Raw genomic sequence first — 25,324 nt, forward strand, 5'->3', positions numbered from 1 at the left:
CGGGTCGCGCGGACCCAGGTGGACCGGCGAGCATATTGCCCATGACTGCCGCAACGAATAGATGGACGTCGCGCCTCGCGGCCGTCGCCGGCCTGCTGCTGGCGGCGCTGCCCGTGGTCCTGCTACCCGCCGCGCCGGCCAGCGCGCACGCCGTCCTGGTCAGCACCAGCCCGGTGACCGACTCGGTGCTGCCGAACGCCCCGGCCGAAGTAGTGCTGACCTTCTCCGAGTCGGTGCGGCAGGTCCCCGACCGGGTACGGGTGATCGCCCCGGACGGGCAGCGGGTCGACCAGGGCGAGCCGGTCTTCGACGGCGCCGTGGTCACCGTCGGCGTCGAACAGCAGACGTCGCGCGGCACGTACCTGGTCAGCTACCGGGTGATCTCCGCCGACGGCCACCCGGTCAGCGGCGGCTTCACCTACTCGGTCGGCGCGCCCTCGGCGGTGCCCACCGACGACGGCGGCGCCGACACCGATCCGCTGGTCAGCGGGCTGCTCCAGGCGACCAAGTTCGTCGGGTACGCCGGACTGCTGCTGATCGTCGGCCCGGTGCTGGTGCTGAGCATGCTCTGGCCCCGCCGGCTGGCCCGTGGCGGGCCGGGCCGCCTGGTCTGGACCGGGCTGGGACTCGTCGCGGCGTCCACCCTGGCGACCATCTGGCTGCAGGCCCCGTACGTCACCGGTGGCGGGATCGGCGACGCCGACGGCGCGGCGCTGCGCGACGTCCTCGGCAGCGGGATCGGCGCCGCGCTGCTGGTCCGGCTCGGAGTGCTGGCCGCCGCGGCGGTGCTGCTGCGGCCGTTCCTGGCCGGCTCGGAGGGCCGCAGCGACCAGATCCTGCTCGGCGGCCTGGCCGTCATCGGGGTGTTCACCTGGCCACTGGCCGGTCACCCGAGCGCCTCGCCGGTGCCGGCCGTCTCCGTCGTCATCGACGCCGTGCACCTCAGCTCGATGGCGGTCTGGCTCGGCGGTCTGGCGATGCTCGCGGTGTTCCTGCTCCGGCAGGCCGAGGAGCGGGAACTCGCCGCGATCCTGCCGATCTGGTCGCGCTGGGCGGCGCTGGCGGTCTGCGCCCTGCTGCTGGCCGGTACGGTGCAGGCGCTGATCGAGGTGGGCACCCTCGAAGCGCTGTTCGGCACCACGTATGGCCGGTTGCTGCTGGCCAAGATCGGCCTTTTCGGGCTGGTTCTCGCGGTGGCGGCGTACTCGCGGCAGTTGGTGCGCAACCGCAGCGCCGCCGGACGTCCCGGCCGGATGCGGCAGGCGATCGTCGCCGAACTGGCCGTCACCACCGTGGTGCTGGCGGTCACCGCGGTGCTGGTGCAGACCACCCCGGCCCGGACCGCCATCGGCGAGGACCTGCGGGCCGACAGCGGCTACTTCTCCACCACGCTGAACAGCGACATCTACTCGCTGCAGGTCGAGGTGGACCCGGCCCGTCGGGGCAACAACTCGGTCCACCTGTACGCCTACACCGAGGACAACCGGCCGCAGCCGGTGATCGAGTGGCAGGCCACGGCGGCGTTGCCGGCCAGCGGGGTCGAACCGATCGAGATCCCGCTGCTGCCGCTGACCGACAACCACGCCACCGGTGAGATCAGCCTGCCGGCTGCGGGAGACTGGGAGCTGCGGATCACCGTCCGGATCTCCGACATCGATCAGGCAACCGTCTCCACCACGGTGGAAATCAACTAGAAAGGGCTACTTCATGCTCCGTCACCGACGCACACCGGCCCGCGCCGCGGCGCTCGCCGGTGCGGTCGTCCTCGTCGGCGTCCTCGGCCTGGCCGCCCCGGCGGCCGCGCACATTTCGGTCAACCCGTCGCAGGCCACCGTCGGCGACTACGCCCGGCTGGCGTTTCGCGTGCCGAACGAGAGCGACGAACACAGCACCGTCGAGGTGGAGGTGGTGATGCCGGAGGACGCACCGGTGGCCTCGGTGACGCTGGCCCGGGTGCCGGGCTGGACCGCCGACGTGCAGGTGGCGCCGGTGGATCCGCCGCTGGAGGTGCACGGCGCCCAGGTCACCGAGGCGGTGTCCCGGATCGTGTGGACCGCCGACAGCCCGCAGACCGGGGTGCAGCCGGGTGAGTTCGTGGAGTTCCCGGTCTCCCTCGGCCCGCTGCCCGACGCCGAACAGCTGGTCTTCAAGTCGCTGCAGACCTACTCCGACGGCACCGTGGTGCGCTGGATCGAGGTGCCGGTGCCCGGCGAGGAGGAGCCGGCCACCCCGGCCAGCGTGGTCACGCTGACCTCGGCGGAGGAGGACAGCCCGGCGACCGGCGGCGGCGGTCAGGAACAGGTCGACGACGAGGCGCCGACGGCCGACACGTCGACGGCCGACAGTGACACCGGAGGCAACGGCGCCGCGCTGGGGGTGGGGATCGTCGGGCTGCTCGCCGGCCTCGGTGGACTGGCACTCGGCGGGCTGGCGTTCGCCCGGACCCGCCGCCCGACGCCCGCTCCGGCAGCTGCCCCGGCGGCTGCTACCCGCCCGGAGTCGACGTCGGGCGGCGGCGGATCGGCAGACTGACCAGCAGCAGCGCGGCCGCCAGCACATACAGGTTGCGCAGCACGAAGGTGGCCGGATCCTCGGTCGGCACCTTCGCGTGCCCCCAGTCGATCAGTGACACCACGCCGACGACCAGCGCCGCGAAGATGACCGCCGCCAACGCCGCCAACGCCGCCAACACTACCGACGCCGCCGGTCCGGCGGCCCGGACTCCGCTCCGGGCCGCCGGCGGGTCCGGTGCAACGCCGAACGGCGGCCGGTCCGGCAGCGCCGCGTCGAGGAGCACGACCAGCGCCGGGACGAACCAGTAGACGTGGTGCGGCCAGGTGATCGGTGCGATCAGCGCGGCCACCAGGCCGGTCAGGGTCAGCCCGGCCAGCTCGTCACCGGCCCGTACCGCCCGGGCCGCGCGCCACAGCCCGTAGCCGGCGGCGACGGTCACCAGCACCAGCCAGACCAGCCGGTCCGGCTCGGCCGGAGCGGCCAGCCGGGCGAGCAGCCCCTGCAGCGACTGGTTGCCGGTGTAGTCGCTGCGCCCCACCCGCTCGGTGCTCCACAGCTCGGTGAACCAGAACCGCCACGACTCGGCCGGGGCGACCGCGGCGGCGAGCAGGGTGGCGGCCGCCGCCGCCAGGCAGGACACCAACGCCGCCCGCCACCGGCGGGTGACCAGCAGGTAGACGATGAAGATCCCCGGGAACAGCTTGATCGCCGTCGCCAGGCCGATGCCGACGCCGGCCCAGCGGGACCGCTTCGGTACGGCGAACAGCAGGTCGGCCAGAATCAGCACGACCAGCAGCATGTTGATCTGCCCAAGGAAGATCGTCTCCCGGGTCGGCTCGATCAGCACCACCAGCGGTACCACCAGACCGGCCAGCCACCAGCGCGGCAGGCCGCGTCGGCGGGCGATCGGCGTGACCAGCCAGACCGTGGTGACCACCACCGCCAGCAGCGTGCCGACGGTGAAAACGGCGGCGGCGGTCCCGGCGCCCACCGCCGCGAACGGGCGCAGCAGCAGCGCGGTGAACGGGGGATAGGTGAAGTAGAGCTGGCCCTGCACGATGTCGGGCTGAACGTAGTCGTAGAGCGGGTTGCCGTCGGCCCACCAGCGCATCGCGCTGAGGTAGATCTTCAGGTCGTAGAAGTCGTGCCGGTTGCCGTACCAGATCAGGGCGGCGACCACGGCGGCGCCGAGCGCGACGACGACCGCGACCCGGCGCGGCGTGCGGGATCTGTCGTCGACGGGGCGCGGCGCGGGGCCGTCCGGGAGGGTGTCGGCGGGCACGTCCGCGAGCCTAGCGGGGGCCGCCGCCGGTGACCTGGTCGGCTGCTGGACGGTGCCGCGTAGGCTGTCCGCGTGGCGGATCTTCTTGTCTGGATCGACTGTGAGATGACCGGGCTCGACCTCGGCGGGGACGCGTTGATAGAGGTGGCCGCCCTGGTCACCGACTCGGACCTCAACGTGCTCGGTGACGGCGTCGACCTGGTGATCCACGCCGACGAGGAGACGCTGGCCGGGATGCCGGACGTGGTGCGGGAGATGCACGCCAGGTCCGGGCTGACCGAGGAGGTGCGGCGCTCGGCGGTCACCCTCGCCGAGGCGGAGGACCGGGTGTTGGAGTACGTGACCAGCTTCGTGCGGGAGCCGAAGACCGCGCCGCTGTGCGGCAACTCGATCGCCACCGATCGGGGGTTCATCGCCCGCGACATGCCACGCCTCGACTCCTACCTGCACTACCGCATGATCGACGTCTCGTCGATCAAGGAGTTGTGCCGCCGGTGGTACCCCCGGGTCTATTTCGGCCAGCCGGCCAAGGGGCTGTCGCACCGGGCCCTGGCGGACATCCGGGAGAGCATCCGGGAGCTGGAGTACTACCGGCGGTCGATCTTCGTGCCGTTGCCCGGACCGGACGTCGACGCGGCCAAAGCGATCGCCGCCGGCCTCTGACCGCTGTCGAACGACCGGCCGCTGCCGACGACCGGCCGCTGGGCGGCGGCGGGGCGGGCCCGGCGGAACCCGCTCGACGTGATGCCCGCCGGTAGGGCTATCATTGGTCGGCACCCCACGCGGCAGTCTGCCGGGTGTGGTTCTTGGTGGCTGTAGCTCAGCAGGTAGAGCACCGGGTTGTGGTCCCGGGTGTCGAGGGTTCAAGTCCCTTCAGTCACCCCATACCGAAGCGCCCGGCCAGGATCAGATCCTGGCCGGGCGCTTTCTGCTCAGTGCCCGTCCCGGGCGGGGACGGGTCAGGCCTGCGGGTCCGAGCTGGTCCCGGACCCGCCGGCGGCACCGCCCGGCGTCGACTCCGTCGACTCCGGCTCGGTCGTCGGCGGCTCGTACGGCAGGGCGCTGCCTTCGACGAGCTCGTCCCAGCTGAGGTTCCACACGGTCCAACCGTTGCCGTTGGCGAGCTGCACCTCGGTGCCCTTGACCGTGACCGGGTCACCGACCCTGGTCTGGTTGAACAACCACTTGGCGTTGTCCATCGACATGTTGATGCAGCCGTGTGACACGTTGCGTACCCCCTGGTCGGCCACCGACCACGGGGCGGCGTGGATGAACTCGCCACCCCAGGTCAGCCGCTGGGCGTACTCGATGTCCGTCCGGTAGCCCTCCTCCGGACCCAGCTCCTCGTACGTGTCGAAGACGGTCTCCTTCAGCTTCTCCATCACGATCATGGTGCCGCTGGAGGAGGGCGTCTTCGGCTTGCCGAGACTGATCGGGATCTCCTTGATCGTCTCGCCGTCCTTGGTGACCACCATCGTCTTGCTGGCGTTGTCCGCCGTCATCACCAGCGCCGCACCGACCTCGGCGTCCACGGTCAGGTCGTTGCGGCCGTACCAGCCGTCGCCCATCGGCAGGCCACCGGTCTGCGCCTTGTAGAACAGCTGGGTGCCGGCCTGCCAGAACTCGCGTGGCCGGAACTGGACCTCGGTGGGGCTCACCCAGTACCAGATGCCCTCCTGGGCGGGCTCGGTCTCGACGCTCAGGCGTCGCTGCACGTCGTCGCGGTAGTCCTGCGGGATGTCCCGGCTGAACCGCAGGATCAGCGGCATCGCGACACCCACCACGTTGCCGTCGCCCAGGAAGCTGGACACCCGTACCTGATTGCCCGGCTGGGCCATCGTCCGGAAGTTGTGGCTGGCCGTGGTGGTCTCGCCGTCGTCGCCGGTCACCGTCACCGTCGCCGTGTACGCGGCGTCGTACTCCAACTGCCCGTCCGGCAGGAAGACGGTGCCTTCGGCGTCGACCTCGCCCGGCACCGGGTTGCCGTCGGCGTCGGTCAACTCCACCGTTGTCTGCGCCGCGTCGGCGGTGGTGAACGTGATCGCCGTCGACGCGGGCACGTCGGTGGCGTCGGCGGCCGGCTCGGTGATCGTCGCCTGGGCCTGTGGGCTTGGCTCGGCCCCCGTACCGCCCTGCCAGGTGGGAGCGTCACCGGCGCGAGTGCAGGCGCCGGTGAGGGCGAGCGCGGCGGCGAGCGCGACGGCCGTGACAACCCGCGGTACGGGCGGTCGCGCCCGCCCGGCGCGCGGCTTTACCTGAAAGCGGCTGACTCGCATGATCCCCTCACGAAGTTTCGGTCCCCGGATCCCATCGTCCAGCAAAGACGCGATGGGGCAACTCCCGGGTTCGTGCCTCAACGTACGCAACATCGACACGGCTGACCGATATTTCCCGGATCATCCGGTCCGTTCGGTCAGCCGTGTCTCATTCGTCCGTAGTTGGCAGTTATTCAGATGTCATACTGTGCCGATCCGACGCCGACCAGAACCACATCGACCGTCACCCTGACGTCGCTGTCGGTACCGGAGCCGGCGTCGTCGGCGCCGGTGAAGCGGCCCCTGCCGGCTGCAGATCGGCCGGCACCGGCAACGCACTACCTTTGACGAACTCGTCCCAGGTGAGGTTCCAGGCCGTCCAGCCATTGCCGTCCGCCAACTCCCGCTCGGTGCCCTTGACCGTGATCGGATCACCGACCTTGGTCTGGTTGAACAGCCACTTGGCGTTGTCCATCGACAGGTTGACGCAACCGTGTGACACGTTGCGTACCCCCTGGTCGCCCACCGACCACGGGGCGGCGTGGATGAACTCGCCACCCCAGGTGATCCGCTGGGCGAACGAGATGTCCGTCCGGTAGCCCTCCTCCGGGCCCAACTCGGCGAAAGTGTCGAAAACGGTCTGTTCCTGCTTGTCCATCACCACCATGGTGCCGCTCGACGACGGCGTACTCGGCTTGCCGAGACTGACCGGCATCTGCTTGACCAGCTCGTCGTTCTTGAACATCGACAGCTGCTTGGTGGCGTTGTCGACCTCCACGGTCACCTTGTCACCGATCTTCGCGGTGGCGCCCCGGTCCATGTCCCCGTACCGGCCGTCACCGGTCGGGTGACCGTCCAGCGCGATCCGGGTGGTCACCGTCGTGCCGGCCTGCCAGAAGTCCGGAGCCCGGTAGAAGGCCTGGGTGCCGTTGGCCACCCAGTACCAGGTGCCCGGCTGCGGCGGGTCGGTCTTGACGAACATCCGCTTCTGGACGCTGGCCCGCTCCTGCTCCGGGATGCCGGGGAAGAACTCGACCACCACCGGCATCGCGACTCCGTACGTCCGTCCGTCGAACAGGTAGAGGCCGGTTCCGGTCTGCGACCCGGACTTGCCCATCGTGCTGAACGACGTGGTCTTCGTCTCCTCCTCCCCGGTGCTGCTGGTCGCGACGACGGTCGCCGTGTACTGCTTCTGATTCTTGAGTGGTTTGTCCGGCACCCAGGCGGTGCCGTCGTGCCGCATACTGCCGCTGACCTCGCCGCCACCGTCCTCGACGAGGGTCACCGAGGTGACCTCCCCGCCGCTGACCGTGGTGCCGATCTCCGTACTGATCGGCAGGTTCTTCGCGTCGGCCTTCGGCGCGATGGCGAACTCGAACGGCTCCGGCGAAGGTGTCGGACTCGCCGTGGCCACCTGGCCGTCGACGAATCGTGGCGTCTTGTCCGATCCACACCCTGCCAGTGCCGCCGGTGCGATGACTGCCAGTGTCACCGCGACCGACCAACCCCTCCTGACCTTGTGCATGCCAGTCCCCGTTCCTTGTTCCGTCCCTGCCGACATCGTGCATCACCCGCCATGCCCTTCGTGCCTGATCCGGAAGGGTGCCAGATCCGCGCACCCGGGCAGGTCCGCCGGACAGACGGCTCGTTACCGGCAACTGGTTGGAAGCTGGACGGCCGGACATGCTAGGGTTGCCCGCGTTGTCAGCGAGCGCCGCTAGCTCAACTGGCAGAGCAGCGGACTCTTAATCCGCGGGTTGTAGGTTCAAGTCCTACGCGGCGTACCAGACAACAAGGCCCCGACCAGGCGTTTCTCGCCCGGTCGGGGCCTTTTGTCGTACGTCGTACCGCCGGACGGGTGCTCGCCGGGCGCTCGTGAGCCGTTGGACCGGTCGGCCGCTGGTGGGACAGCAGCAGCATTGACGGGACGTTCACCCCGACCCACTGCCGGGCTCGTCAAACGGGTGGATGCCGGGCTGGGATAGTGATGAAGGTGAGCCCTGGATCCGCTGCGTCGCCTGAGCTTGTCATCTTCGACTGCGACGGGGTGCTGGTTGACAGCGAGCCGATCGTTGCTCGGGTGCTCACCGAGTGGATGCGACACCTCGGGGTTCGGATCACCTATGAGGAGTGCGCTCGGGAGTTCGTGGGGCTGGCGCAGGAGGTGGCGGCGCAGCGAATCGCCGACCGTCTCGATGGCGAGGTGCCAACGGGCTGGTTCGACGGGCTCACCGCTGCGGTTGACGCCGCGTTGCGGGCCCAGGTTCGGCCGGTGCCGGGCGTCGCGCAGGTGCTCGAACGGCTCAAGGTCCCATTCTGCGTGGCGTCGAACGGCCGGCCAGCCAAGGTCGACTTGACGCTGAGCGCGAGTGGCCTGGCGAGATACTTCGACGGGCGGATCTTTACTGCCTCGCAGGTCGCCCGAGGCAAGCCGGCCCCTGATCTGTTTCTGCTGGCGGCGTCCCGGATGGGCGTACAGCCTGAACGGTGCGTGGTGGTCGAGGACAGCGAGGCCGGCGTTGCAGCCGGCCTGGCTGCAGGGATGCGGGTTCTGCGGTACGCCTCGGACGGATCCCGGACGGGCTCCACCGAGGTATTCCACAGCATGGATGGCCTACCGCGTTGCTTGGGCCGGTGACCGGCGGCTGACCGATTCCAGGTGTTCCGAGCACCGGGTGCGGTCAAATGATCGACGTGGCTGCACGGTAATGTCCTACCTATGGGGTCGACGGCGCGTAAGGTTTCGCTGACTGGTATCAAGCCGACCGGTGAACCACATCTGGGCAACTACATTGGCGCGATCCTTCCCGCACTGAAGTTGGTCGATGACTATGAGTCCCTGTACTTCATCGCGGACCTACATGCGCTGACGACGATCCGTGACCGTGATCTGTTGCGGCACTACACCCGTTCGGTGGCCGCGACGTGGCTCGCGGCCGGACTCGATCCGGACCGCACCACCTTCTATCGCCAGTCGGACATCCGGGAGATCCCTGAGCTGACCTGGGTGCTGTCCTGTCTGACCGGTAAGGGGTTGATGAACCGGGCGCACGCGTACAAGGCGGCGCGCGACCGTAACCGTACGGCGGGCAAGGAGGATCTGGACGCCGGTGTGAACATGGGCCTGTTCAACTACCCGATGCTGATGGCGGTCGACATTCTCATCATGGACGCCGATGTGGTGCCGGTTGGCCGTGACCAGGTCCAGCACGTCGAGTACGCAGCTGACATCGCAGGTGCCTTCAACGCCGTCTACGGCGATCGGTTCAGGCTGAAGATCCCAGCTGCCGTCATACCGGATGAAGGCTCGGCGCAGACCCTGCCCGGCGTCGACGGGCGGAAGATGAGCAAGTCCTACGGCAACACGATCCCGCTGTTCGAGTCCGAAGCCGGTCTGCGCAAGATGATCCGGCGGATCCCGACTGACAGCGTGCCCCTCGAGGAGCCGAAGGATCCCGACTCGGCTGCGGTCTTCACGCTGCTGGAGCGGTTCGGCGAGGCGGACGTTGTCGCCGAGACCCGAGCACGGCTGTCGGCCGGTGGGATGGGTTGGGGCGAGGTGAAGGCCCAGCTCACCGACGCGTTGACCGCCCAGTTCGCGCCGCTGCGGGAGCACTACGAGGCGCTGATGGCACCTGGCGGCGAACTGGACGACCTCCTCGCGCACGGCGCGGACAAGGCCCGTAAGCAGACCCGACCGTTGCTGGAGCGGGTGCGTGACGCCGTCGGCATCGGGTAGCCGCTGGCAGCGTGCCTCGCCGTCAAACGAGTGCGTCGACTACCTGATCGGCGCAGTGCCAGGCGGTTGTCCATTTGCCGGGTAGCGCGACCAGCAGGTTGGCCGCTGAGGTCCAGCCGATTGGTGGCTTCCTGAGGTCGACGACCAGGCTCGATGGATCGGCCTCCGGGCTGGCTGGCTCGCACACGGTGCCCCACAGCAGGCTGAGGTCACGGTCGGGCCGTTGAACTCCGCGCAGGTCGAGGGCGGTCTGGAGCCGGGCATGTTCTTCCTCGGCCGTTGCGTACCGGCCGTTGACTGCGGGCAGGCCGACGCGGGTGCCTCCGAGATCTGGACTGAGGGCGAGGAGGTCGCCGTCCAGCCAGTAGGTCAGGCTCCGTACGCGGGTGCCGGCCTGCCGTCCCCAGGCGATGCGCCGGGTGCGGAGCGTGTTCCGGATCCCCGCTCGGGCCAACAGTCGCGGTGTACCGGCGCCGGCTGCCAGGACCAGCATGCGTGCCCGTGGGGCGGCACGCGGTGCGTTCTGTGCGAGCGAGACGAGAGAGCTGGCCGGATCTCGGCGTAGGGTGACCTCCCGTCGCAGTACCGGCGGTACGCCTGCGGTGTGAGCCAACGTGACGAGGCTGGTGTGCAGTGCGGGTAGGTTCACGCTGTAATCCGGGATGCGGAAGGCGGCGGCCGGTGGGGGAAGAGAGCCGCTGGCCACGGGAGCCGCTTCCGAGGCGGTGATGCCGATCCGGTTCCAGGCCTTCAGATACCGGTCGACGGCATCGGCCGAGTGGAACAGGGCCAGGCCGGTGGCGGCTCCGATCCGTACGGGCCGGGTCAGGTCGTACCAGCGACTCCGCTCCCGCCAGCAGGCCTCGCTGAGCGAGGGCAGCACCGGGGCGTAGACGGCACCCGAATGCAACTGCCCGAAGTTGGCGAGCGACGCCCCAGCCTGCCCGTCACCGACGCACCGCACCCGCAGACCACGACGTGCCGCCGCCACGGCGATAGCCAGACCGCAGAATCCTGATCCGACGATGAGAGCGTCAAGGATGTCATCTGGCACGCGCCGCCTCGTTCCCCTTTGATGGAGCTGCCTCGGACCGTTCATCGATGACGGCGATGCGATGGCGGTCGGCGAATCGGCGTAGCAGCCCGCGCGGTGCCAGGTGGTGGTCGACGCGGAGTCGGATGCGTCGGGGCCAGAGGCGCAGCCGGCTGCGGGCCGCGGCCCGGTGGGCCTGCATCGAGTCGCGGTCCAGCAGGAGGCTGCGCAGATGGGCCAGGATCGTCGAGCCAGCAACGGAGATGAAGCCGGCTTCGGCATTGATCGCTGGGTCTGGAACGACCGGCACCAGAATGGCGAGATCAGGTCGGACCGGTGTCGTCGCCGCCGCTGCGACGATCTTTTGGGCTGCCTGGTCGAAGGACCAGACCGGTTGAGGGGTCGGTTCGTCGACCGGCTGTGGCGTCAGCTGGGGTAGCAGCAACGCCATGCCGGGGATGCCGGATCGGGCGTATCTGACGACCTGTCGGCGTTTCGCGAGCCCGTAGGGCGTCTGGTACAGACCGGGTGCCAGCACCGCCGTCGTGCTCGCGGCGATCAGCGTGATCTCCCGACCGCTGGCGAGAAGTTGATCGCACAGGTGTAACACGGTTTCGGTCGCGCCGTGCACGCTGCGTCGCATCGACTGCACCCCGCTGCGGTCGAGAACGCTGTCTACGACGCAGACCCGACCGCGAGAGGCGGCAAGGATGGCCGTCGTGACGGCAACCCGGGCGCGGTGCTCGGCAACCGTCAGATCCGCGAGAATCCAATGCGCGTCGGCGGATGCCTGGTCCGCTGGGCGGCTCCGTGCGACGGCGACGACGGTGAAACCGGCTGCGACGGCTAGCGGCGCAATGGCACGACCAAGGCGCCCGGACGCGCCGAGCAGGACGAGGAGTGGGCTCATCGCGTGCACCACTGCCAGGTCTCGGCGAACTGGGTGAAGGAGCGGCAGTACTCTCGGCGTGCCTGGCGCCAGGGGCCTGGCCGGAGAAGCCGATCGGCGAACGCCTCACGGGCGCGGGTGATGTCCGTAGCGTCCCAGCCGCTGCTCAACTCGATGGCCGACAGCAGCGGTGCCTGGCTGGCCTCGTCGTCGCGCATCACCCGGTCGTTGATCTCGGCCGGAGTCATGTTCAGATGGATGCTCGACGCCGGGATGCTCTTCGACATCTTCGGGTAGCCGGCAAGTCCTTCAAGGACCCGGAAGTACAGGGCGCCGATCCGGCCCTGCCAGCCGAGACTCAAATCGTCGGCGCCGGCCTGCCGGTGCAGCACCAGCCGGGCCAGGTCGGTGAAGTAGGACTCTTCCACGCCGGAGACCATGAGGACGTCGCCTGCGCCGCCCTCGAAAGGGCCGAGAATGTCGGCGACCGTGTACAGCGAGTCGACGACCACTCCGGTCTCACTGCCGAGCAGCCCGTGGTCGGCGTACAGCTCCAACAGGCTTTCCCGGTGTTCCTGGAAGTCGGCCCGAGACAGGTAACGGGCTACCCGCCCGGCGCGGATCAGGTTGGCGTGGTCAAGGTGTGACCGCAGTTCGGCCGCGTCCCGGTCCAGGCCGATCGCGACGAGGAACGCGAGCATCTGATCCCTGACCTGGAGCAGCGTCTGCCAGGGCACGTTGCGGGAGTTCCACGCGCCGAGGTCCGAGATGACGACTGTCATCGGCGCGCCGAGTCGGCGTTGCAGCTCAACGATGCCGAGCATGACCGACAGGGTGCCGGCGGTCGGTGCGTTCGTTGGGCCGAAGCCGGTCACGACCGACATCGACTGGCGCTTGTACGGGTCCAGGACCGTGAGCGCGTTGTCGGCGTGGGTGAATCGGGCTGCGGTTGGTCCGAGCTCTTCGGCCAAGACCTCGGCCGATCGCAGATCTATTGACGCTGGTGGCATGTCTGGTTCCCCTACCTGAGCTCGGTGAGCATGGTCAGCAGCCGCATGGCGTTGCCGGAGCGGCGAGCGTGACGAACCCGGCTGCTCGCTTCGTCGATGTCGACTCCGCTTGCTCCCACGACGAGCGCGGCGTTCAGCTCGACCAGCATGGTGGCGGCCGTGTCGTCTCCAGGGGCGAGCGCAGCGGTGACGAGCGCGGCGTTCCCGGCATGTGTGGGTTGGTGCGCGACGGACTGACGCCATGAGGACGTCGGCTCAGCGCCTTGGTGGATGCCGCAGGTGATGAGGCCGTCGGTGAGACGGGCCAGCCGTGCCTGACCGACGCCGGCGTATTCGTCGACGGTCTCGCCGGGGGACAGCTCCGTGCAGGTGACGACGCCGAGGGCGAGCTCTGGCCTGATTCTCTGTAGCGCTGCGGCCGCGAGCGTGACGTCGCGGTGCGCCAGGCCGAGCAGGTAGCTGCTCGCGCGGACGCAGAGAGCGCCGACTGGCATGAAGAAACTTGCCGGATTCAGGGTGTCGAAGACGTCGTCGTACCGGTCTGCGTAGCGAGGGCAAAAGACTGGGTAGCCGACGAAAGCGATGCCGTAACGCTCCAGCACTTCAGGAATGTCCGTTGGCTGGCCGACCGGTCGTATGCCGAGGAGATCCAGGACGTCGGCGGCTCCGGAGACTGCGGATACCGATCGCGAGATTCCCTTGACGACGCGGGTTCCGGCGGCGGCGGCGAGGATCCCAGCCGCAGTGCTGACGTTGAAGGTCTTGTACTGCTCCTTTCCGCTGCCGGCAACGACGACAGTGCCCTCGGGTACGTCGACCGGCCGGCTGGCGTAGTTGGCGAGCACCGGGTCGAACTGCGTGATCACCGTCCACCACTCGGACAGTTCCGCCGGGCCGAGGCGGTCGGCGCGGAGCAGGTCGGCGCACCACCGCCGCCATTGCATGTTCGCCGATGGTGATTCGTCCCGAAGAAACGCGTGCAGCTGATCGGCGGACCATCTGTCAGACGGCGCGGCAAGAGACGGGGCGCTCATTTGGTCCACCACGAGCTCGTCGAGCCAGCCGTGCGGGCACCGGACAGCTCAGGACGAGACGCTCCAGGCGTACGCCGGGGCAGGTGTGCAGACAGGCTGAACACCCGTGCCGCCTGTTCGTGCGCCGCGCAGGGTCCGAGCGTTCCGCATGCCAGGCACTTCCCATCGGCGCACGAAACCACGTGCTGCGTCAGGGCGGCCTGCGCCTCCTCCAGCTGCCCGCCGCCGAGATACGTCGCCACGGTTCCTCCAAGGTCATTTGGTCAATGGGTGGTGTGGCGGGCACGTCGTGCGCGTCGCTTCCATCGACGTCGCCTGCCGTCGCCGTCACCGGGACTCAACGGCTCGCCGTTCGCATCCCTCGATGAACAGGTTGGTCGCGCCGATAGATCAGCTGAAGTGGTTCTCCGTCAGCCGGTGTCAGCCGACACCGGGCACCCATGGCGCGCGGGGGCCAGCGAAGCGGCGATAGGGTGCGGCATATGAGTACCGGTGCTCGGCGGGCAAGTGAGTGGACCATCCACGACGAGCGGGTCATCGACGACACGAGGCGTGCCGTGCTGAGCGTCGCCGACGTCGAACTACCCGACGGTGTCCGGTTCGAGCAGTACGTACTCAGAGTGCCGTCCGCCGCGATGGTGATCGTCCTGGACGACGCCGACCGCGTGCTGATGATGTGGCGGCACCGGTTCATCATCGACCGGTGGGTCTGGGAGCTGCCGGGCGGCTATCTTGACCACGACGAGGACCCAGCCGTCTGCGCGGCGCGGGAGGTCGAGGAGGAGACCGGCTGGCGGCCCAGGACCATGGAGCCGCTGCTGGGCTTCCAGCCCATGGTCGGCACGATCGACCAGCAGAACATCATTTACCTGTCCCGAGGGGCCGACCCCACGGGCACCGCGCCTGACATCAACGAGACCGCGCGAATCGGCTGGATCCCGCTGGCCGAGGTGGAGCAACGAATCCACGCCGGGGAGATCGTCGGTGCGGGGTCTGTCTCCGGTCTGCTCGCCGTGCTGCTGGCCAAAGCGACAGGGCGAATTTAGGCGGCTCGGAGTAGCGGCCGTACGCGCACAGAGAACTCCTGCACCGTCGGCAGCCCGGCGTACGGCGTGAGGCGGTCCGCGAGAGTGGCGAGGTAGGCGCGCGCCCGTTCGGAGCTCAGACTCTCAGCGGCTTGTGCTGCCTGCACCCCCACCGCGCCGGCTTGCTCCGGCTCACCGGACTGCACGTGGGCAAGCGCCAACAATGCCAGGTTGAACTGCTTGCCGCGGGCATAGGCGGTGCCGTCCATCTCCAACGACCGCACCGCGAACCGGGCCGCGAGCTTGCCTTGGCCGAGCGCGGCGAAGCAGTGTCCGAACTTGGCCGAGAGATACGCTTCGTCGAAGTAGCCGATCCACTGTGGGTTGCTCGTGTTCTCCGCGCGGTCGAAGGCGCGTTCAGCGCGGTCGAGCGCTGCCGTACACGCCGCCTCGTCACCGCCCACGGCGTGGCCCTGCGCCTCCAGCACCGCAGATTCCGCCTGGATCGCGGCCATCCCGGACTCGGCCGCCGTGCGACCTGCGGCACGCGCCAAGTCGACCGCCTCTGCCGACGCCCCCAGGTAGGCCGCCTGGTGACTCATCGCCGCCAGGATCTCCGCGCCCAGCGGGCGATCGCCAGCGGCTGTGGCGAGCCGTAGCGCCTGGACCATGTACCGCTGCGCCAAGCCGTTCAGCCCAGCATCGTACGAGGCCCAGCCCGCGAGCTGGGTGGCCTCGGCAGCCGCCGAGTACAGCGCGATACCGGTACGGGCGTCGTACCGACCACGCAAGAGCGGAGCCACCTCGGTATCAAGGAACCGGACCAACCCGTCACGGACGTGGCCGCCACCATAACGGTTGTCGAGCGACCGGTAGACGCCGGAGATGTGCCGAATGGTTTCGACGTGAGGTTCACCGACGAGTCTGTCACCGTGGCCGACGGGCTCCTCTTCGAGCCGAGCGGTCAGCCAGCGGAGCGCCGGCGTCAGGAACGCCGCCGCGTTGAATCCCGTACCTATCAGGAGATCTCGCCGTTGCATATCTCCCCGCCACAGCTCTGCCGCGACCTCCGCGCCGTGTCGCCAGTCCTGCGGAAAGTCTAATCCGACCGCCGCGTCGGGGCCCGCCTCAGCGGGACCCACGACCAGTTCGCCTCTGTCAGCCGACACCGCGCTCACCAAGGCGGACAACTCGCCGTTGGCACCGAGCGCCGTGTCGAGCAGCGCCACCACGGACGCGCTGGGCCGCTTGCCGCCGGCCTCGAGATCCCAGAGGTATCCGTGGGAGCAGTGGACCAGCTGCCCGAGCCGGCGAAGCGACAGGCCTCGCTCCTCGCGTAGCGACCTCAAGCGCGGCCCGAAGGCCGGATCGACGACAACGAGCTGTCGCGGCATGGCACGCTCTCCTCGGAAATGAGGTCACGATTGGCCGATTGGTCCTGCCGGAGCGAAGACGTGGGTTGACAGTACTCCTTGGATCGCAATCGTAGGACCACGAAACCATCCGGCCATCACAGTGGGCAATCTGGACTCGCAGCGCCCTCGTTTGGCGCGGATGTTGCTATAGGAGCTGACCGACCCAGATCCTTCACGATCTTGAAGGTCTGGGCTACTGATAGATGATTGTCGCTGTTTTGGGTGGTGTTTCGGGTTTCGGGCGTAGTGAGGACCCGGCCGGGGTGACCGGGTGTGCCCGTGGTGTCCCCTGTGGGCGGGGGTTCGGGGCCTTTCGTCTGGTCGGGGCGGTGGTTGCGGGGTCAGCCGCTGGGGTTCAGGGCACGGATCTTCTGCCAGGCCTGGGTGTACTCGGCGGTGTGGGGGTGGTTGTCGGGCAGGCGGATGAGGCGCCGTCGGGCGGTGTGGACAAGCCGGGCGGGGATGCCGAGCAGTGTGGTGCGTAGGGTGTTCGGAGTGGCTCGGCGCAGGGTGTCGTGGTCGTTGACGGCGAGCAGGCGTAGCCAGGCGAGCAGGTCGGCGGCGATCGCGACGATGATGGTCCAGGCCTGGTTGAACGTGAAGTAGTAGGACGGCAGCCGGCGTAGTCCGAGGTTTTTCGCATCTTTGATCACGGTTTCCACTCCGGCGTGGTTGCGGTGGAACGCGTCGAGTTTCGGGTACTGCTGCCCGGGGATGTCGGTGGCGACGGCCTGGAACCGTTGACCACGTCGTTTCTCCTGCTCGCTGGCCTGTTTGCGGTGTTTCGGATGCAGCGGCTCGGTGCGGGCGGTGATCCGCATGCCGGCCGGCCAGCCGTCGGCGAGTTCCAGTAACCCGGTGATCTCGGTGGTGTACGCCCCTTTACGGACCTTGCCCGTAGGGGTGAGTGCGGGTACCCACACGTCGGCCGGGACCTGGCAGATCGCCTCGCGTACCGGGGCGGTGACGTCGAACCCGACGCTGTAATGCCAGGTGTAGCCGTGCTCGGCGGCCTCAGTCTTGATCCAGGCGAGCAGGTCCTTGGTGGCGCCGGCCCCGTCGGCCCGGAAGATGATCTGCCTGCGGTAGCGGGCCGGGATCTGCGCGACCGCGTCAGCCAGCACCGTGAGGTGATCGGCGACGGTGTTACTGCCGGAGTTCCCGTCGCGTAGCAGGACGGTGAGCATCTCGCCGGTGTTCGCGACCGACACGATCAGCGGGTGGAGCCCGAAGATGTGTTTCTTGTAGGTGGGTGCCGCGCCCTGCTTGTCGGAGTGCGACTCGACCAGGGAGGCATCCACATCGATCACGATCTACCCGGTCCAGGTCTTGCCCGCCACCTGAAGCCAGGGGAAACCCTCTGGCCGGGCGGCCAGGGCGGCCCAGACCCGACGCCGGTGCACGGCCCGCGCGGTAGCGATCTTGTCCAGCATGGCCGCGTCGAGCTCCTCGACCACGCGCCAGGCGGTCACCGCGGTCGGGACCGGACCGCAGGCGACGGCCGCCTGTTGCAGTACGCCGGCCGCGGCGGTGACCGATACCGCTCCCAGGCCAAGCCCGACCGCCAGGTCGGTCACGACCTGACCCCGGTCGTAGCCGGGGCTGAACCCGGTGCGATGCAACGCCTTCGACAGCACCGTGCGCAGTCCGGATTCCTCGGCCAGCAGCCGCAGCAGCGGAACCCCGGCCGTGGGCAGCAGCCCGGACACCGACCCGGACACCGCCAGCCCGACGGTCCACCGTGACGTGCGTTTCTCCAGCTCACGCCGACGCCGCAGCTCGACGGCACGCTTGTTCTTCTTCTGCAACCTGCCCGATGTTCTACGCTTCACTGCGAAGGTGCCGTTCCCCTGGACGATTGATGATCTTCTCAATCGATATCGTCCCAGGTCAGGACGGCGCCTTCCTCACTCCGGGGACGGCCCGGACGCACCCATCACAAACCCCGTGAATGCACGAGGCCAGGTTGTGGGCCTGGCTGTCCGGGGCCTGTGGGAGATGGTCGCGCCAGCGGACGGCGACATTCACTGATTGGTCCTCCCGCAGGAGGACTGCCGTGTCGGGCTGTGGGTGGGTGACGAGGAGCCCGTGCACGGAGGCGATCTGTCCCAGCGCTGCGCGCAACTCCTCCGGGGTCACTGGGCCATGTAGGACGTGCCAGTTCCGGCCGAGTGGGGGGTTCTGGGTGGTCATCATGTTCCTCACTGTGAGGAGGTGGTTGGTGTCAGCGGTCCGCGATGATGTCGTGGAGGAGAGCGTCGGTGTCGGCCTGGTGGTCGAGCAGGACGCTCGCTGCGCGGTGTCGGGGTACAAGCTCGTCTACATAGGCGCGTACGGCTAGGTGTGCAGAACTTGTCGTACCCCTGCAAGGACAAATGATCAACAAAGTTGGATGGCCCCAGCCGAGGTGCCTCCAGACCTTGCAGAGGCAGCCGGGACCGGCGTGCTTCTGGCAGCGGGCCGTGAGCATGGAAGAGCTTCGGCACGCAGCCGCAGCCAGACGTTGTCATCGGTAGCAAGCCGACCCGCACCGCAGCCGCGCAGCGGCGAGGAGGGGAAGCTGCGCGGTAGGGATCTTGAAGTCGCGGTACCTCGCAGACGGGCTACAGTAACGCCTGGTACGGCGCAGATCTTGCCGTCACGGTGTGTACGTGTGGCCGTACTTGCCTTTGCACTCCAGGCCGTACCCCGACACGCGGTGGCGTAGGAGCCAGAATTCGTCGAGGGCGTCCTGGAACAGGCCAGGCTTGAGGTAGTGCTGCTTGACTCCGTACAGGCTGGTGAGCAGTTGCAGCAGCGCGACCCGGGCACAGGACCGGATGTCGTCGTCGGTCACCGTGGGGTTGGTCCGCACGTAGCCTTCGATCAGCGTTCGCGCGATGGTGAGCCAATCTGCCGTCGTGGCGACCGTGTTGGGGTAGAACGCCACCCGGCCCACCTCGTAGGAGACGAAGAACGGGTCCGGCGGCCGGAAATCGATCACGGCGGAAAGCCGGTCGCCATCGAAGATCAGGTTCACTGGGCTGTAGTCGCCGTGCAGGATCTGGGTGGTGAGCTTGGGCAGGTCCTTCATGAGCCGGGGAATGTCGGCGATGGAATCTCGTCGCTCGGCGAGCGTGCGGGCGGCTTGGGTATCGAAGGGGTCGGCAGGACCGGCCGCGATGCGAGCCTCGGCGATGTCGATGAGACGGTCGACGGTTGCTGCCAGACCGACGAGGTCGACGGCAAGCCAGTTCTGTGCTTGCGGCGATGGTCCCGCGCTGGCGGGCAGGGTGGCGAAGGCGGCGTGGATACGACCAAGGGTCGTGCCAGCGGCGAGCGCCTGACCCGCTGTCAGGTCCGTGGTGACGACGGCCCCGGGCATCCACTCCCACACGGATACCGCGTACAGGGAACTGGCGTCGATCGGGTCTCCGGCGTGGTTACGGAGCAGCCCGGCGACCGGCGTGCCGTGGCGCTCGGCGAGTGCCGACAGCTCGATAGCGGCGGCTTCGCCGGCCAGGTCCGTGCCGGGTGGATAGTTCTTGACGAAGACGTCTTGGCCTACGCACGTCGCCCGGTAGTTGGTTGTTCCCTGCCCGATGGCGGAGCCTGTCAAGGCAAGTGAGACAGCTTCTTGATTTTTCTTAGCTTTGTGTTGCTGGGTGTGTGGTCGTGGGCGGGGTGGTGCTCTGGTCGGGGGCGGTGTTGTCTGGTTTGTTGATCCATGCCCGGTCCGGTAGGCGGGGCGGCTGGGGTCGGCGGCGGCCAAACCGGTGTGGGTGAGCCGCACGGGCGGCGTCGAGGGTGTGCTGGCGTTGCTGACGGATCTGTCCAGCGGTGCCGTGGTGCACCGAGGCGGGGGTGTGCAGGCCGATCCCGGAGTGCCGGTGCTCGTGGTTGTAGTAGGTGTAGAAGGCTTCGCAGTGCTGCCGGGCGTGCTGGATCGACCCGAACCGGTCGGGGAACGTGGGGTCGTACTTCAGGGTCTTGAAGCTCGCCTCGATGTACGGGTTGTCGTTGGATGTCTTGGGTCGGCTGTGACTGCGGCCGATCTTCAGGTCTGTGAGGAGTTGGGTGATGGTCTTGCAGGTCATCGCCGCGCCCCGGTCGGCGTGCACGGTCAGCTGGTCGGGGTCGACGCGTTCGCGGGCGGCGGCGTCGGCGATCAGCGCTTCGGCGAGTTGGCCGTCCTCGTGCGTGGCGACCAGGTGACCGACGACGTAGCGGGACCAGATGTCGATCACGGTGTACAGGTGGTACCAGACGCCTTTGACGGGTCCGCGTAGCTTCGTGATGTCCCAGCTCCATATCTGGTTCGCGGCGTCGGCGACGAGTTCGGGTTTGGTGCGGGCCGGGTGGGTGGCCTGGTTGCGGCGTTCGCCGTTCTGTCCAGCGGCGCGCAGGATTCGGTACATGGTGGACTCGGAGCACCACCAGCGGCCCTCGTCGAGTTCGCGTGCCCATACCTGTGCGGGTGCCAGGTCCTGGTAGGGCGGGCTGTTGAGCAGGTCGAGGACCTGCTGTCGTTCGGTTTCGGTCAGTGCGGACGGTGATGGTCTGCGGGGTGTCCGGGGCTTCGGCGGTGTCGGGTCGCGGTGGCGGTAGATGGTGGCTCGGGACAGGCCGGTCAGTCGGCACGCCGCAGCGGTGCCCCACAGTGGTGTCAGCGCGGTGTGCGCCTCGCCGAGGCCGGCGGGGGTGTCGCGGTGTCCGCGCTCTCGGAGAGCAGTTCCAAGAGCGCGTGCGCTTTTCCCATGATGTCCAGTGCTGTGCGTGTCTTGGTCAGCTCGATCTCGAGGCGGGCGTTCTGTCGACGTAGCCGGGCGAGTTCGGCTGACTCGGTGTTCTTCCGGGTCCGTTCGGTGGACTGGCGTCGGTCGGTCAGGCCTGCCGCTGCGCCCGCGTCACGGGCCTTGCGCCAGTCCAGGATGTGTGATCCGTACAGGCGTTCCCGGCGCAGGATCGCACCCCGGGCCGTGGCGTCGGGGGCCGCGTCGTATTCCGCGAGGATCCTGGCCTTGAACTCTGCGGTGAATGTCCGACGAACCGGCTTGGCGTCCAGATCGCCGGAACCGATGGACTTGTCTGCCATGCTGATGAACTCCCCTCAGACCCGTCCCGGGGAGCGTATCCCCTGGTAGACGGCCTGTCTCAACTCAGCCTGACAGAGAGGGGGGTGGGTAGCTGGGCCAGACGGGCCGGTGCGAGTCCGTAGCGGCGCAGGAGAAGGTCGGCGATCGTGCGTGCGGGTTCGCTGGTGAGTTCGGTCATCGGAGGGACTCTCCCGTCGCGTCTTCGTGTGGTGGGCAACCGGACGCGGCTGGTGCGGAGGGTTGGTCCGGTAGCAGTTCTTTGGCGAGCGCTTCGTAGATCTGGCCGGTGCGTTTCCACCGGCCGGCTGAGCTGCTCGGCGGCCTGGGGGCCTTCCGCTCGACGGCACGTCGTGGTGTCATCAGAGCGGCTTCCGCTGCGGCCATCGCGGGTCCGAGGTCGCCTTCGGCGGGTGTCAGCCATCGGGGACGGTCTCGGGTGATTTCCTCGACGGCGGGTAGATCGGGCGCGATTACCGGCAGGTGATAGCAGATGGCGGTGGTGACCGAGCTGGGGTGCAGAACCTCCGAGAAGAAGTCGTAGCCGTCATCGCTGCGGTACGGGCAGACAGCGGCGTCTGCGGCAGCGTAGAGGTGGCCGGCCTGCTCAGGTGGCACGCGGTGTGGATACCAGATGGCTCGGCCTTCGGCGTCGGCGACGACGCGATTGATGTCGGCCGAGATCGCTGGGTCGCGGCTGGCGCCGGCGATTACCAGGCTCGCGCGGGTGGTGTGAGCGAGGAAGGCCGCAGCGGTGGCGGGTACGTCCTTGTACCGGGTGAGGTGGCCCAGTAGCAGGAACGTCAGGGACTGGTCACGCATGTGCTGCACCAGCTCGGAGACCGCGCCGCTCGGCGCTCGCTCGGGTCGTCCAGCCCGGCCCAGCCGACCACACGCACGTCCGCGTCTGTGCGGGGGCGCAGCGTGGTGGCATCTGCGTGCGTGTGGCACAGGACGATGTCGGCGAGGTCGAGGACACCCCGGGTCACGGTGTCATCGGTGTCGGTCGCCGCGTCGCCGTCGATCGGTTTCAGGTTGTGGACCGTCCAGACCACGCGCCAGCCGGCCTGCCGCAGACCGGCCAGGGTCGCCAACAACCTTTCGGCAGCCTGTGGTGTACGTGCCCCCTGGGCCGGATCTTGGTAGAGCCGTTTGAGCCGGTGCAGGTTGAGTACGCCGGGCGGCTGCATCGCGTTGACGCTGGCGAGGTCCGGACGGAAGGCCAACGGAAGCGTCATCGGGGCGTAGCGGTGGAGGTGAGCAAAGTACGGGCTCGGCCAGCGTGGGTAGTCCGTGGGAATGACCCATCGGCGAGGCATCGCGGTCGGTGCGGACGTCATAGGTTTGCCTCCGAGCGGGAGTGCCACCAGGCAACGGCGCGGCGGTAGCGGTCCAGGCAGACCTGCGGGCTGCGGTCGGCGCCGGTCCATTCGAAGGCGATCTCGACCGGGCTGTCGTTCTCCAGGTGCCCGAACGTCTTTGCCACGATTTCGTAGCCGGCACCGGGCACATGATCGTCACTGTCGCTGATGTGAATGACGCGGGTGCGCGGTGCGAGGACGGACACCTGAGCGGCGAGATTGTCGGGATCCTCGGAACGCCGCCACGCCTGTTGGACCTGAGCCGTGTCCATCAGCAACGCGAGCCATGGGGTTCGTTCGAGGTGCGTAACCAGCGCATCGACTGAATGATCTGTGAACCACGCTGGCTCATGTAGCTCGATGAGCGTCGTCAGCCCGTGGCGGGCGGCGAGGTCTGGCACCGCCAGGTCGGCCCACTGCCGCTGGTCGAGGTGATGCCTGGCGAGCAGGCGAACCGCGTGCGCTCGCAGTACGGACGCGGCGTGGCCCAGCTGGCTGAGTTCGGCGCTGGCCCGCCAGTACGTAGGAGTGCCCGGCCGAGCGAAATCGATCAGATCGAGATCTGCGGTGACAACGGTTATCGGCACGCTGACCTGGGAGCAGCGAGCCCACCGATCGAGCGTGGCGGTGTCACGCCTGGCCAGGTCGAATCCGCGCGGGCCGCCGCGCAGGTGCAAGAACGGAACCTCGTGCTCCACCGCGGTAAGTAGTCCCAAGTCCCGTGGGTGACTGTGTGTAAGTCGGACAGTTGGTGCGTGGTCGGGCGGCTGTGATGGTGTTGGTTGGTGGCTGTGACGGTTTCGGTGGGTGCTGCGGTGGAGGCGGATGCTGACGCCGGGTTGCGGGATGTGCTGGCTCGGGTGGTGGAGGCCAACGAGCGGTGGGAGCGGTTGGCTGGGCAGTTGCGGGCCGAGGACGCTGAGTTGCGGGCGGAGAATGGGCGGCTTCGGGCGGAGAACGAGCGGTTGTCGGCGGAGCTGGCGGTGTTGCAGCGGCTGGTGTTCGGCCGTTCGTCGGAGCGGGTCCGGCCGTCGTCGCCGGTCGACGGTGACGGTGACGGCCAGGGTGGACATGGCGGTCAATCTGACGGGCGGCAGTCGGGGAAGGCGACGCGGCGGGGGCCGGGTGGCCGGGCCGGCCGTAGGGACTACTCGCACCTGCCGCGGGTGGAGGTGCTGTGGGACTTCACCGGGGGCGGGTACTGCTGCCCGGATTGTTCGTCGCCGTTCGAGGCGTTCGGTGATCACGCCTTCGAGCAGGTCGATTGGCGGGTGACGGTGCGGGTGGTGGTACACCGCCGCCGCCGGTACCGGCGGCGTTGCCGGTGTGCGGGAGCGAGGACGGTGACCGCACCCGGGCCGCCGAAAGCGGTCGGGAAGGGCCGGTTCGGTAACGGCTTCATCGCGATGCTGCTGGTCGAACGGTATGTGGCCGGGCGTTCCCAGAACTCCCTGATCGCCGGGCTGGCCCGTCACGGGGCTGACGTCAGCGGGTCGACGCTGGTCGGGACCTGCACGGCGGCCGGGGCGCTGCTCGCGCCGCTGCAAGAGGCGATCGTCGCCCGTAACCGTGATTCGTGGCATCTGCACGCTGATGAAACCTCGTGGCACGTGTTCACCCCCGATACCGGTGACGGGCCGGCCCGCTGGTGGCTGTGGGTGTTCATCGGCGCGGACACCACCTGTTTCGTGATGGACCCGACCCGCGCCGGGGTGGTGCTGGCCCGGCACGCCGGGATCGACCCCGACACCGGGCAGTTGACCCCGCACGACGACGGCGGGCCGCGCGGGCTGGTCGTCTCCAGTGACTTCTACACCGTCTACGCCTCGGCCGGGCGTAGGACCGACGGTCTGACCAACCTGTACTGCTGGGCGCACATCCGCCGGTACTTCGTGCGCGCCGGGGACGCGAACCCGACCCAACTCGGGTACTGGACCCGCGACTGGCTGGACCGGATCAAGGCCCTCTACCACGCCCACGACGAACTGACCGACGCGTGGAACGCGTCCACGGCCGCCACGCCCGGACGCGCCGCGACCGAAGCCGCCACGCGGCTGGCTGACGCGTACACCGCCTGGGACACCGCTCTGGACGCGATCGACACCGCCCGGCAGGCACAGATGGCCAGCCCCGGGCTGCAACAGCCGGCGAAGAAGGCCCTGGCCACCCTGGACCGAGAATGGGACGGCCTGACCGCCCACCGCGACCACCCCATGATCAGCCTGGACAACAACGCCAGCGAACGCGCGCTCCGCAGACCGGTCGTGACCCGCAAGAACGCCTACGGCTCCCGCACCGACGACGCCGCCCGCCTCGCGGCCACCGTCTGGACCGTCACCGCGACCGCCGAACAGGCCGGCCTCAACCCGCTGACCTACCTCACCGCCTACCTCGACGCCTGCGGCCACCACGGCGGCACACCATTGACCGGCCCGGACCTGGAACGATTCCTACCCTGGACCGCGTCTCCCGCCGACCTGCACACCTGGGCCCAGCCACCACCGACCGGCTGACACCCACCACCACCACCACCACAACGGCGCCGTCACCACAACCGGCCGCGCCGGCCGTCGGTATGCCCACCTATCCGCGTCACCCACGAGACTTGGGACTACTTACCCACCGCGAGCGCGAGTAGGGCTTCCGGATCGACGCCACGGATTCCGATGCTGTAGAGGCCGACGGCTGTCGGCGT

The 25,324-nt window shown here is 68.7% G+C and carries 23 protein-coding genes and 2 tRNA genes; 9 read left to right on the forward strand and 16 right to left on the reverse strand.

Translation table 11 applies throughout. The features are described from left to right. Positions 1-32: 32 nt before the first annotated feature. The gene (locus EDC02_RS00510) at positions 33-1,694 is read left to right on the forward strand and encodes a copper resistance CopC/CopD family protein (RefSeq protein WP_370461502.1); all 1,662 of its coding nucleotides are present in this window, start codon (positions 33-35) and stop codon (positions 1,692-1,694) included. 13 nt (positions 1,695-1,707) lie between these two features. Continuing rightward, complete coding sequence (locus EDC02_RS00515; protein ID WP_123600216.1) at positions 1,708-2,532, forward strand: YcnI family protein; 825 nt, start codon at positions 1,708-1,710, stop codon at positions 2,530-2,532. On the opposite strand, the gene EDC02_RS00520 is transcribed toward EDC02_RS00515, so the two are convergent. Then, positions 2,486-3,796, reverse strand: a complete 1,311-nt coding sequence (locus EDC02_RS00520) for a glycosyltransferase family 87 protein (RefSeq protein ID WP_123600217.1) — start codon at positions 3,794-3,796, stop codon at positions 2,486-2,488. The genes EDC02_RS00515 and EDC02_RS00520 overlap by 47 nt on opposite strands. 72 nt (positions 3,797-3,868) lie before the next feature. On the opposite strand from EDC02_RS00520, the gene orn reads away from it, so the two are divergent. Together orn and EDC02_RS00530 are read left to right on the forward strand one after the other, a co-directional pair. Next, entirely contained in the window at positions 3,869-4,459 is a 591-nt protein-coding gene (gene orn / locus EDC02_RS00525; RefSeq protein ID WP_123600218.1) for an oligoribonuclease, read from the forward strand. Positions 4,460-4,605: 146 nt separating this feature from the next. Then, positions 4,606-4,681, forward strand: a tRNA-His gene (locus EDC02_RS00530). Between the two features lie 74 nt (positions 4,682-4,755). On the opposite strand, the gene EDC02_RS00535 is transcribed toward EDC02_RS00530, so the two are convergent. Together EDC02_RS00535 and EDC02_RS00540 are read right to left on the reverse strand one after the other, a co-directional pair. Further along, complete coding sequence (locus EDC02_RS00535) at positions 4,756-6,072, reverse strand: Ig-like domain-containing protein (protein ID WP_123600219.1); 1,317 nt, start codon at positions 6,070-6,072, stop codon at positions 4,756-4,758. Positions 6,073-6,295: 223 nt separating this feature from the next. Further along, positions 6,296-7,576 (reverse strand): Ig-like domain-containing protein, encoded by a 1,281-nt coding sequence (locus EDC02_RS00540; RefSeq protein WP_123600220.1) that lies wholly within the window; start codon positions 7,574-7,576, stop codon positions 6,296-6,298. A gap of 186 nt (positions 7,577-7,762) precedes the next feature. Here EDC02_RS00540 and EDC02_RS00545 point away from each other — a divergent pair. The 3 genes from EDC02_RS00545 (at position 7,763) to EDC02_RS00555 (ending at position 9,790) form a co-directional block, all read left to right on the forward strand. Next, a tRNA-Lys gene (locus EDC02_RS00545) sits at positions 7,763-7,838 on the forward strand. Between the two features lie 206 nt (positions 7,839-8,044). Continuing rightward, positions 8,045-8,689 carry an HAD family phosphatase gene (locus EDC02_RS00550; protein WP_233605669.1) on the forward strand — a complete coding sequence of 215 codons (645 nt, stop codon included), beginning with the start codon at positions 8,045-8,047 and terminating at the stop codon, positions 8,687-8,689. A gap of 81 nt (positions 8,690-8,770) precedes the next feature. Next, positions 8,771-9,790, forward strand: a complete 1,020-nt coding sequence (locus tag EDC02_RS00555; protein ID WP_123600222.1) for a tryptophan--tRNA ligase — start codon at positions 8,771-8,773, stop codon at positions 9,788-9,790. A gap of 22 nt (positions 9,791-9,812) precedes the next feature. On the opposite strand, the gene EDC02_RS00560 is transcribed toward EDC02_RS00555, so the two are convergent. The 4 genes from EDC02_RS00560 to EDC02_RS00580 form a co-directional block, all read right to left on the reverse strand. Next, a complete protein-coding gene (locus EDC02_RS00560) occupies positions 9,813-10,844 on the reverse strand; it encodes an FAD-dependent oxidoreductase (protein ID WP_233605670.1) in 1,032 nt (343 codons plus the stop codon). Next, entirely contained in the window at positions 10,834-11,466 is a 633-nt protein-coding gene (locus EDC02_RS00565) for a hypothetical protein (protein ID WP_148083283.1), read from the reverse strand. Before EDC02_RS00565 ends, EDC02_RS00560 begins: the two co-directional genes overlap by 11 nt. 263 nt (positions 11,467-11,729) lie before the next feature. Further along, positions 11,730-12,683, reverse strand: a complete 954-nt coding sequence (locus EDC02_RS00575; protein ID WP_123600226.1) for a hypothetical protein — start codon at positions 12,681-12,683, stop codon at positions 11,730-11,732. Positions 12,684-12,733: 50 nt separating this feature from the next. After that, positions 12,734-13,588, reverse strand: a complete 855-nt coding sequence (locus tag EDC02_RS00580; RefSeq protein WP_158632003.1) for a hypothetical protein — start codon at positions 13,586-13,588, stop codon at positions 12,734-12,736. A 650-nt stretch (positions 13,589-14,238) separates the two neighbouring features. On the opposite strand from EDC02_RS00580, the gene EDC02_RS00590 reads away from it, so the two are divergent. Next, the gene (locus EDC02_RS00590; RefSeq protein WP_123600229.1) at positions 14,239-14,802 is read left to right on the forward strand and encodes an NUDIX hydrolase; all 564 of its coding nucleotides are present in this window, start codon (positions 14,239-14,241) and stop codon (positions 14,800-14,802) included. On the opposite strand, the gene EDC02_RS00595 is transcribed toward EDC02_RS00590, so the two are convergent. The 9 genes from EDC02_RS00595 to EDC02_RS00640 form a co-directional block, all read right to left on the reverse strand. After that, the gene (locus EDC02_RS00595) at positions 14,799-16,175 is read right to left on the reverse strand and encodes a helix-turn-helix domain-containing protein (RefSeq protein WP_123600230.1); all 1,377 of its coding nucleotides are present in this window, start codon (positions 16,173-16,175) and stop codon (positions 14,799-14,801) included. The genes EDC02_RS00590 and EDC02_RS00595 overlap by 4 nt on opposite strands. Before the next feature lie 362 nt (positions 16,176-16,537). After that, positions 16,538-17,497: an IS1380 family transposase gene (locus EDC02_RS00600; RefSeq protein ID WP_158632004.1), complete on the reverse strand. Its 960-nt coding sequence runs from the start codon at positions 17,495-17,497 to the stop codon at positions 16,538-16,540. A gap of 12 nt (positions 17,498-17,509) precedes the next feature. Next, positions 17,510-18,004: a hypothetical protein gene (locus EDC02_RS00605; RefSeq protein ID WP_123600232.1), complete on the reverse strand. Its 495-nt coding sequence runs from the start codon at positions 18,002-18,004 to the stop codon at positions 17,510-17,512. 830 nt (positions 18,005-18,834) lie between these two features. Continuing rightward, positions 18,835-19,794 (reverse strand): phosphotransferase enzyme family protein, encoded by a 960-nt coding sequence (locus EDC02_RS00615; RefSeq protein WP_158632005.1) that lies wholly within the window; start codon positions 19,792-19,794, stop codon positions 18,835-18,837. A gap of 28 nt (positions 19,795-19,822) precedes the next feature. Beyond that, positions 19,823-20,845, reverse strand: coding sequence for an IS3 family transposase (locus tag EDC02_RS00620; RefSeq protein ID WP_123600235.1), 1,023 nt, complete (start codon positions 20,843-20,845; stop codon positions 19,823-19,825). Continuing rightward, positions 20,842-21,270, reverse strand: coding sequence for a hypothetical protein (locus EDC02_RS00625; protein WP_123600236.1), 429 nt, complete (start codon positions 21,268-21,270; stop codon positions 20,842-20,844). The genes EDC02_RS00620 and EDC02_RS00625 overlap by 4 nt, the downstream gene beginning before the upstream one ends. A gap of 175 nt (positions 21,271-21,445) precedes the next feature. Further along, a complete protein-coding gene (locus tag EDC02_RS00630) occupies positions 21,446-22,090 on the reverse strand; it encodes a glycosyltransferase (RefSeq protein WP_123600237.1) in 645 nt (214 codons plus the stop codon). Beyond that, a complete protein-coding gene (locus EDC02_RS00635) occupies positions 22,072-22,506 on the reverse strand; it encodes a hypothetical protein (protein ID WP_148083284.1) in 435 nt (144 codons plus the stop codon). The genes EDC02_RS00630 and EDC02_RS00635 overlap by 19 nt, the downstream gene beginning before the upstream one ends. Before the next feature lie 98 nt (positions 22,507-22,604). Continuing rightward, complete coding sequence (locus EDC02_RS00640) at positions 22,605-23,345, reverse strand: AP endonuclease (RefSeq protein WP_148083285.1); 741 nt, start codon at positions 23,343-23,345, stop codon at positions 22,605-22,607. 69 nt (positions 23,346-23,414) lie between these two features. Between EDC02_RS00640 and EDC02_RS00645 the strand changes: the two genes are divergently transcribed. After that, positions 23,415-25,142, forward strand: coding sequence for an IS66 family transposase (locus EDC02_RS00645; RefSeq protein ID WP_199757460.1), 1,728 nt, complete (start codon positions 23,415-23,417; stop codon positions 25,140-25,142). Positions 25,143-25,324 lie beyond the last annotated feature (182 nt).

This window comes from Micromonospora sp. Llam0 (assembly GCF_003751085.1).
GTDB lineage: Bacteria > Actinomycetota > Actinomycetes > Mycobacteriales > Micromonosporaceae > Micromonospora_E.

Excerpts from the sequence above, each read along its gene's own strand:
- EDC02_RS00515 (WP_123600216.1), top strand. The coding sequence starts at position 1,708 with ATGCTCCGTCACCGACGCACACCGGCCCGCGCCGCGGCGCTCGCCGGT.
- EDC02_RS00535 (WP_123600219.1), bottom strand. The coding sequence starts at position 6,072 with ATGCGAGTCAGCCGCTTTCAGGTAAAGCCGCGCGCCGGGCGGGCGCGA.
- EDC02_RS00540 (WP_123600220.1), bottom strand. The coding sequence starts at position 7,576 with ATGCACAAGGTCAGGAGGGGTTGGTCGGTCGCGGTGACACTGGCAGTC.
- EDC02_RS00555 (WP_123600222.1), top strand. The coding sequence starts at position 8,771 with ATGGGGTCGACGGCGCGTAAGGTTTCGCTGACTGGTATCAAGCCGACC.
- EDC02_RS00565 (WP_148083283.1), bottom strand. The coding sequence starts at position 11,466 with ATGCGACGCAGCGTGCACGGCGCGACCGAAACCGTGTTACACCTGTGC.
- EDC02_RS00590 (WP_123600229.1), top strand. The coding sequence starts at position 14,239 with ATGAGTACCGGTGCTCGGCGGGCAAGTGAGTGGACCATCCACGACGAG.
- EDC02_RS00595 (WP_123600230.1), bottom strand. The coding sequence starts at position 16,175 with ATGCCGCGACAGCTCGTTGTCGTCGATCCGGCCTTCGGGCCGCGCTTG.
- EDC02_RS00625 (WP_123600236.1), bottom strand. The coding sequence starts at position 21,270 with ATGGCAGACAAGTCCATCGGTTCCGGCGATCTGGACGCCAAGCCGGTT.
- EDC02_RS00630 (WP_123600237.1), bottom strand. The coding sequence starts at position 22,090 with ATGCGTGACCAGTCCCTGACGTTCCTGCTACTGGGCCACCTCACCCGG.
- EDC02_RS00635 (WP_148083284.1), bottom strand. The coding sequence starts at position 22,506 with ATGACGCTTCCGTTGGCCTTCCGTCCGGACCTCGCCAGCGTCAACGCG.